We start from the raw sequence: 6,985 nt of genomic DNA, 5'->3' as shown, positions 1-6,985 counted from the left end.
CGGCGATCTGATGGCTTGGGCGCTCGCCGAAGGCGTGCTGTCTGTGGACAATTCTGCAGATGGTGCATGGAATAATAGCGCTTCCCGTAAGTTTGTGGAATCGCTGAAGACCACGACTGACAAGCTTGGTACCGCAGAAGAGGTTGATTTGGGTGCTGCCGCTAATGGCACTTCCGCTACTGTGACGCTCCCTGCAGGCCTGTACCTGTTTGTGGACGCGGATTACTCGGTTGGCACCAATGGAGCTGCCACTCCGTCTATCGCAATCCTCGTTGGCTCCGGTAACGTTAAGGATGGCGTGCTGAATCCGCTCACTGAGGCAACTGTGGCCATTAAGAACCAGACCACTGCCGTGACCAAGAAGGTGAATGGAGAGGACGTCATCACCGCTTCCGTTGGCCAGAAAGTGACATACACCATTACGAGCAAGGTGCCGCAGAACACGCAGTACTACAGCGATTACGGCTACACCTACACGGATACCCCGTCTGCGGGCCAGACTGTGGATTTCGATTCCCTTAAGGTGACGGTCGGCGATAAGAGCCTGAACAAGGGTACGGATTACACCGTGGCCCAAAACAAGAATGGCACCTTCACCGTCACCATCAGTTCCATCCAGAAGCAGACCGCAGGTGCACTCATTACTGTGACCTATGCTGCCAAGGTTACTGAAGCGGGAGCCTCTGGCAGCAAGGCCGTGACTAACGCGGTCGTGCTCTCCGACAATGGTGCTGAAGCTACTGACAGCACTACCATCACCAATAGCGGGTTCTCCTTTACCAAGACCGACGCTCAAGGCAATCCGCTGGCCGGTGCTACGTTCACGATCCGCGTTCCGGGTGTGGATGGTTCGTTCACCGCCACCTCTGACAAGACCGGCACAGTGACCTTCAAGGGTCTTGCAGATGGCACCTACGAAGTCAACGAAACCACGGTTCCGAATGGCTTCCAGCAGAGCCTCAAGGCCAAGTTCAATGTCATCATTGAGAATGGTGAGGTCAAGTTCAAGGGTACGGATGTGTGGGGCCTGGCTCCGAAGGAGTCTTCCGATAAATACCAGGTCAAGAACGTGAAGAACGTCACCCAGCTGCCGCTCACCGGTGCTGCGGGCACGACCCTCTTCACCGTGGTGGCGCTGCTCGTGGCAGGTGCCGGCGTTACCGTCGCACTCAAGTCGCGCCAGCGCGTGCGCTGATACGCGCTCAATCGCTGAAACAATAAGCGAAAAAAACGAAATAAGCGGGCATTCGCGGAAACCATCCGTGGATGCCCGCTTTTCGTGTCTTTTCGTGCCTTTCCATACTTTTTAGGGGTGAAGGTTTTGCACGGGGCAATACGGGATCGAAGCGGGTGAAATCCGGTATCAAACGGCGAAATCCGGCATGAAAAACATCCGCAAGTGGCAAAACAGGCATCAAAACATGCGTCAAACAAAGCAATCATGCAGGGGTTGCAGGTGGGGGCATCTCACGACAATGGCACCCTACAATCGCAAGCACATCCATGAAAACAGTGGAAAGGCGGGTGTCATGGCACGAGGCGGGGGAGCATTCAGCGACGAGGAAATCCAACTATTGCGCGGACTGCCAGCGGTCGCCAACGTAACGCGCAATCGCATCACCTACGCCGATTCGTTCAAGCAAGTGTGCACCATCCGCTACTTGACAGGCGAATCGCCAACCAAAATCTTCCGGGAAGCGGGACTTCCGCCGGATCTCATCGGATACAAGCGCATCGAACGGTGTGTGGATCGTTGGAAAACGTCGGCCATCAAATCCGTGACCGGCAGCGGCAACATGAGCGACAGCGAGATCATCGCGCAACTCGTCAACCGGTATGAGCATGCGTTCGTGATGAGGCGCAACCTCGATAGCATCACCAACAGGACGATGGAACATATTCCCGTCAAAGCGCAAGGCGACGACGGTATCGACGTGGGAACCGCGAGCATCATCATCAAACAGCAGGCACGCCGTATCGACGAACTGGAGCGCGCGAACGCCGAACTGCGCGGGCAAATCGCCGCCACCGCCTGACCCAGACCATCGTTATGCCGCGTAAGTGTCTGATTCTGCAGAATCGGACAAGTACACAGGCAAAAACGGGTCTCAGTTGTCCGTTTCTGGTGAATCGGACAAGTAATGCGGCGAACGTGCGTTGCGGATGTCCGTTTCTCCAGAATCGGACAACTGGAGTACTGAAAGTGTGCTGTGGATGTCCGTTTCTGCAGAATCAGACAAGCGAGGCGCGATTTGTGTCGGACAGTTGGGCGTATCTCACTTATATGGCAGATTTGCTCATGCGTCATGAGCCATTTCGCTTATATATGGCAGTCAGCCTGCGGAAATACGCCCAAAACGTACCCCCCCCTTAAGTGGTGTTTTGCCGTGAGCAAGTGCCATATGTAAGCGAGAAAGTAGCGGTCAACCTCGTGAATCTGCCATATATAGGCGAGATAGGGCGGCAGGGGGTATGGCGAGGCGAAAATACGGGAATAAGGTGGTCGGCTGGGCACGGTTGACCACAAACGGGATGCGCCAGTGCCGCAAAATCTGCGTACGTGCCCAAAAACAAAGCTTCGGCGGGCGCAATGTGCGGTTCGCGGGGTAGGGTAGTGAACATTATGACTTCCGAGAACACCAATTCCGCGGGCTCAAGCGCCGCGCACATCAAATCCGTCGAAAGCCTCGACCAAAGCAATGAAATGGAGCGAGGCCTGAAAAACCGCCATGTCCAGTTCATCGCCATCGGCGGCACCATCGGCACCGGCCTGTTCCTAGGCTCCGGCAAGTCGATCGCACTGACCGGCCCGAGCATCATTTTCGTGTATATCGGCGTTGGCCTGATTATGTTCCTGCTGATGCGTGCCATCGGCGAAATGATGTACAGCGATCCTAGCCAGCACACGTTCATCAACTTCATCACGCGCTATCTCGGCCGCGGGTGGGGCAAGTTCGCCGGCTGGACGTATTGGATCGTGCTCATTCTGACCGGCATGACCGAAATCACCGCCGTAAGCACATATTTCGTAACGTTCTTCGGCACATTCGGCATAGACCTGAACTCGTGGAAGTGGTTGATCGAACTGTGCTTCCTCGTAGCGCTCACCGGCATCAATCTGATTGCGGTGAAAGTGTTCGGCGAGGCGGAATTCTGGTTCTCCATGATCAAGATCACGCTGATCGTCGGTCTGATCGTCACCGCCATCGTGATGCTGATCATCGGCTTCAGCTACCCCGCCACGCACATCGAAGGCGTGGACGGCACGGTGTCGGGTGCCACGGTGAGCCTTACGAATATCACCGACGGCTTCCAGCTCGCGCCGAACGGTTGGATGAACTTCTTCATGAGCTTCCAAATGGTGTTTTTCGCCTACCAGCTCATCGAATTCGTGGGTGTCACGGTGTCGGAAACGCAGAATCCGCGCGAGGTGCTGCCGAAGGCGGTGAACGAGCTGATCATGCGTATTCTGATCTTCTACGTGGGCGCGCTGATCGCGATCATGGCTATTGTGCCCTGGCGTAACTTTCACGAGAATTCCGATGGCTCGTTCGGTTCGCCGTTCATCATGGTGTTCAAATATGCGGGTCTTGATTGGGCCGCCGCCCTGGTGTTCTTCGTGGTGATTACGGCTGCCGCGTCGGCGTTGAATTCGCTGATTTATTCGGCCGGTCGTCACTTGTATCAGCTTGCTTCGGATTCCGAGTCGCCTGCGATGGCGCGTTTGGCTGAGGTTTCCGACCACAAGGTGCCTGCGAAGGCGATCGTCGCTTCGGGTTGCATGATTCTGTTCTCCCCGATCATCAACGCGATTCCGGGTATTTCCGGCGCGTTCGTGCTATTCGCTTCGGCCGCCAGCGCTGTGGTGATTTTCATTTACGTGCTGACGATGCTCGCCCACCACAGGTATCGTCAGAGCAGCGATTTTCTACCGGACGGTTTCGTCATGCCCGCTTGGCAGGTGTTTGATTGGATTGCGATCACGTTCTTTGTGCTCGTGTATGTCACGTTGTTCCTGTCGACGGACACGATTGGTTCTGCGATTGCCGGTCTGATTTGGCTGGTTGCGTTTGGCGGATATTGCCTGCTACACGAACGATTCCAGAATCGCGATCTTAAGGAAGCCTTGCAGCAGTAACGTTTGCAGGTAACGCAGGATACAAGTAAGGGGCGTTTGCCGAACGTGAGTGCATCACGTACGTTCGGCAAACGCCCCTTTCAGCATGGTCTTTGTGCGAATCCCCATTACGGGATCCAGCGCAAATCAGCCGATGTAGTCGGCCTCGTTCGTCGGGCTGGACGGCACGGCATGATCTTCCGTAACCTTGCCCAAGCCAGACAAATACGCTTCACGACCCGCTTCGATCGCCTTCTTGAACGCGCGTGCCATCAGCGGAATATTGCCGGCGGAAGCGATGGCCGTGTATGCCATCACCGCGTCCGCGCCCATTTCCATGGCTTCCGCAGCCTGGCTCGGACGGCCAATACCAGCGTCGATGATCACCGGAACATTAGAGTTCTTGATGATCACTTCAATGAAATCGCGTGCACGCAGACCCTTATTCGAGCCGATCATCGCGCCGAGCGGCATTACGCAAGCCGCACCCGCGTCTTCAAGACGCTTCGCCGCAATCGGATCGGGGAACATGTACGGCATGACCACGAAGCCTTCTTTTGCCAGCTGTTTCGTGGCTTTGATGGTTTCCTCATTGTCGGGCAGCAGATACTTCGCCTCATGTTCGATCTCCACCTTCACGAAGTCCGTCTGGCACACTTCGCGGGCGAGACGTGCAATACGCACCGCTTCCTCGGCATTGCGTGCGCCGGACGTGTTCGGCAGCATGGTGATGCCTTTCGGAATGTAATCGAGCAGATTGTTTTCGGTGGTACGGCAGCGACGCAACGCCATGGTGACGATCTGCGTGCCCGCGTTCTCAATGGTCGCCTTGATGAGGTTCAGATCGTAGCGGCCGGAACCGAGAATGAAGCGGCTCGTGAACTTGTGTCCGCCGAGGATCAACGGATCGGCGTCGCTGGTGGCGATTTCGTCATACGCGTGCGCATCCGGTTCCGGCAGCAGTGCGGTGTTCGTGGTGGTGCCGACCAGCTCGTCGAGCGTGGCGTTCGGTGCCGCCGCGAAGTCTTTTTCCGCGGTGGTGATCGTGTTTTCGGTGCTCATGGTTAATCCTTACTATGCGATTAGTGTTGTGTCATTCGTTGCGATTTGCGATTGCAATTGCGTTTGTGTTTGCGTTTCGCTGTCAGGCGTCTTCTTCGCCGAGAATCAAGCGAGTGATCATATTGGCTTCATGGCAGGCGACCACACCCACGCGCGGTGCCATCAGACCAGCGCCCGGCACCGGAGCGGTTTCGCCATCGCCGCAGAAGTAGAAATTCTTCGAAACGCGACGAGTATTCACCAAATTGGAACTGCGGAATCCCGCCATTCCAGAAGCGCTCACCAGCTTCTTGTCCGGCAGATTCTCAAGCACGGCATTCACCAGCATCGTCTTGTTTTCCGGCACGTCGAACGCTTCGCAAATAATATCCTCATTGTCGAACAGCGTCGGCACGTTCTCGTCGGTCACTTTCACGGTATCGATGGTGATATCGATAAAAGGATTGATCTGACGCAAGTTACTGCGCAATGCTTCCGTCTTGTACTGCCCAAGATCCTTCAAAAAATACTGCTGACGATTCAGATTCGTCATATCCACGCGATCAAAATCAATCAAATGCAGGTGGCCGACGCCAATGCGGGTCAACGCCACCGCAATCGTCGATCCGAGGCCGCCGCAGCCGCAAATGGCCACGTGCGCCGCGTCGAGCTTGTCTTGCGTGGCTGCGGTATGACGGTCGAGCAGGGCCGCACGGATTTCTTCGCGGCTGACGAGCGTGGTCGGGTCGGGCTGGTTGTCGAAAGCGTGCTGGCGGGCGTCGATCTGCGCCTGCGATGCGGATGGTTCAAAAGTCATGGTTGTTCTCGTATTCTCGTTTTCCGTTCGTGCGTTGTTTTTGCCGGGTTGGTTGTGTTTTGTATGTTCTTGCGATTGTTACGCGTGCATTGTGCCGGTCGTAATCGCAAGAAATTTTGAAAGTGGTTCAGCCGCCCTGCACGAACGTGACGATTTCCAACGTATCGGTGCCCTTGAGCTGCGTCTGCGCACGCTGGGTGCGAGGCACGATCTCACCATTGAGCTCGACAGCCACGCGGTCGGCGCGCAGGCCCTTGCTTTCGATCAGTTCGGCCACGGTGATCGGCGTGGCGATGTTCTCTTCCTTACCGTTGATGATCATTGCGGTTCCCTTCTGTGTCTGTCGTGACACATGCTTCCTGCACTCCAAATGTCCGTTTCTGGTGAATCGGACATCCGGAGGTTCATTGTTGGTCTTTAAATGTCCGATTCTGCAGAATCGGACACGCACGGCATCTATTTCAGTCCACGAATGTCCGTTTCTGGTGAATCGGACACGTAGACGCTTGTTCGAGCCGCTTGTGCGTCCGTTTCTGCAGAATCGGGCACTCAAGGTTGGTACGAAAAAAGGGTCGCCGAAGGAACCGTACCCTATGAGGTGGTGCGCCCCTCCGTGACCCTAATCACGCGATATTCGGTTATCGCGAACGGAAATGAGATGCGCCTCGCGGCGCGAACAACCCGTCTCCTTACGGCGGCATTACCCGCATCAAGTCCTCGGTCGAAGCTCTATGAGCTCCCTCTCAGCCTTTCGGCTCCCGTTCGGTTGTGTTTTTATCTTCGCGCACGCGCCCGACAAGCTTGCGCCGGTTCACGTTGGGTTAGTCTTGATGTGAACATGTGTGAATCGGCAGCGTGCTTGCAAGGAAGGGGAAGATGATGATGAACGGTGAATTGGCAGGATTTACGATTCCTCGGCTTGGTATGGGAACGATGGCTTTGGCGATTGAGGGACGCCCGGATCGCGATACCGCGATTCGTACGATTCATGCCGGTTTGGACGCGGGTGT

Annotated in this window: 6 protein-coding genes, 1 pseudogene and 1 riboswitch; of the genes and pseudogenes, 4 read left to right on the top strand and 3 right to left on the bottom strand. The window is 55.8% G+C overall.

Annotated features, from left to right (window positions below; all coding sequences use genetic code 11):
- From Q5H33_RS07730 to Q5H33_RS07720, 3 genes are all read left to right on the top strand, one after another.
- On the top strand, positions 1 to 1,195 hold a 1,195-nt coding region (locus Q5H33_RS07730; RefSeq protein WP_302423877.1), incomplete at its 5' end, for an isopeptide-forming domain-containing fimbrial protein.
- Between the two features lie 334 nt (positions 1,196 to 1,529).
- Positions 1,530 to 2,036, top strand: coding sequence for a hypothetical protein (locus tag Q5H33_RS07725; RefSeq protein ID WP_022244792.1), 507 nt, complete (start codon positions 1,530 to 1,532; stop codon positions 2,034 to 2,036).
- A gap of 587 nt (positions 2,037 to 2,623) precedes the next feature.
- Positions 2,624 to 4,138: an amino acid permease gene (locus Q5H33_RS07720; RefSeq protein WP_051662131.1), complete on the top strand. Its 1,515-nt coding sequence runs from the start codon at positions 2,624 to 2,626 to the stop codon at positions 4,136 to 4,138.
- Positions 4,139 to 4,264: 126 nt separating this feature from the next.
- On the opposite strand, the gene Q5H33_RS07715 is transcribed toward Q5H33_RS07720, so the two are convergent.
- The 3 genes from Q5H33_RS07715 to thiS form a co-directional block, all read right to left on the bottom strand.
- Positions 4,265 to 5,179: a thiazole synthase gene (locus Q5H33_RS07715; RefSeq protein WP_302423871.1), complete on the bottom strand. Its 915-nt coding sequence runs from the start codon at positions 5,177 to 5,179 to the stop codon at positions 4,265 to 4,267.
- Between the two features lie 82 nt (positions 5,180 to 5,261).
- On the bottom strand, positions 5,262 to 5,975 hold the full coding sequence (thiF, locus tag Q5H33_RS07710) for a sulfur carrier protein ThiS adenylyltransferase ThiF (protein WP_065439069.1): 714 nt from the start codon (positions 5,973 to 5,975) through the stop codon (positions 5,262 to 5,264).
- Between the two features lie 127 nt (positions 5,976 to 6,102).
- Complete coding sequence (gene thiS, locus Q5H33_RS07705) at positions 6,103 to 6,297, bottom strand: sulfur carrier protein ThiS (RefSeq protein ID WP_003833700.1); 195 nt, start codon at positions 6,295 to 6,297, stop codon at positions 6,103 to 6,105.
- Positions 6,298 to 6,643: 346 nt separating this feature from the next.
- A riboswitch (TPP riboswitch) is annotated at positions 6,644 to 6,747 on the bottom strand.
- Between the two features lie 104 nt (positions 6,748 to 6,851).
- On the opposite strand from thiS, the pseudogene Q5H33_RS07700 reads away from it, so the two are divergent.
- Positions 6,852 to 6,985: pseudogene (locus Q5H33_RS07700) on the top strand (aldo/keto reductase); the annotation flags it as partial.

Origin of the sequence: uncultured Bifidobacterium sp. (assembly GCF_959020145.1) — a bacterium.
Taxonomy (GTDB): Bacteria; Actinomycetota; Actinomycetes; order Actinomycetales; family Bifidobacteriaceae; genus Bifidobacterium.
This window is presented reverse-complemented; position numbering and strand designations above follow the sequence as displayed.

Excerpts from the sequence above, each read along its gene's own strand:
- Q5H33_RS07725 (WP_022244792.1), top strand. The coding sequence starts at position 1,530 with ATGGCACGAGGCGGGGGAGCATTCAGCGACGAGGAAATCCAACTATTG.
- Q5H33_RS07720 (WP_051662131.1), top strand. The coding sequence starts at position 2,624 with ATGACTTCCGAGAACACCAATTCCGCGGGCTCAAGCGCCGCGCACATC.
- Q5H33_RS07715 (WP_302423871.1), bottom strand. The coding sequence starts at position 5,179 with ATGAGCACCGAAAACACGATCACCACCGCGGAAAAAGACTTCGCGGCG.
- thiF (WP_065439069.1), bottom strand. The coding sequence starts at position 5,975 with ATGACTTTTGAACCATCCGCATCGCAGGCGCAGATCGACGCCCGCCAG.
- thiS (WP_003833700.1), bottom strand. The coding sequence starts at position 6,297 with ATGATCATCAACGGTAAGGAAGAGAACATCGCCACGCCGATCACCGTG.